The organism is Streptomyces sp. SID14478, assembly GCF_010548525.1.
Lineage (GTDB): Bacteria > Actinomycetota > Actinomycetes > Streptomycetales > Streptomycetaceae > Streptomyces.
Genome location: NZ_JAAGMG010001180.1, coordinates 1 through 295, shown reverse-complemented (window position 1 = coordinate 295; position 295 = coordinate 1). Strand labels below are relative to the sequence as shown.

The window sequence follows — 295 nt, the reverse complement described above, 5'->3', positions numbered from 1 at the left end:
GTCGGCCTCGCCGTCCGAGGCCAGCAGTCCCGCCGCGTAGGCGAGTTCCACCCAGAAGGCGGCCTGCGGCTCCGTGCTGTCGAGGGCCGTCGCCGTGCGCTTGAGGTCCCGGACGCTCAGCCCGCCCGCGCGCAGCACCGCCGGGCCGCCCTCGTCCCAGTCCTTCAGCAGCTCCTCGACGGTCGCCAGCGCCGTGTACGCCTGCGCCGCCGCGGCCGCGTCCACAACCTGTGGACGGTGCGCCGCCTTCTCCCGCACGGCGGGCGCCAGCGGCTGCAGCTCGCGGTGCGCGCGG

At 77.3% G+C, this 295-nt stretch carries 1 pseudogene; it reads right to left on the bottom strand.

Annotation, left to right across the window (positions count from 1 at the left end):
- Positions 1-295: pseudogene (locus G3I40_RS37305) on the bottom strand (DNA-binding protein); the annotation flags it as partial.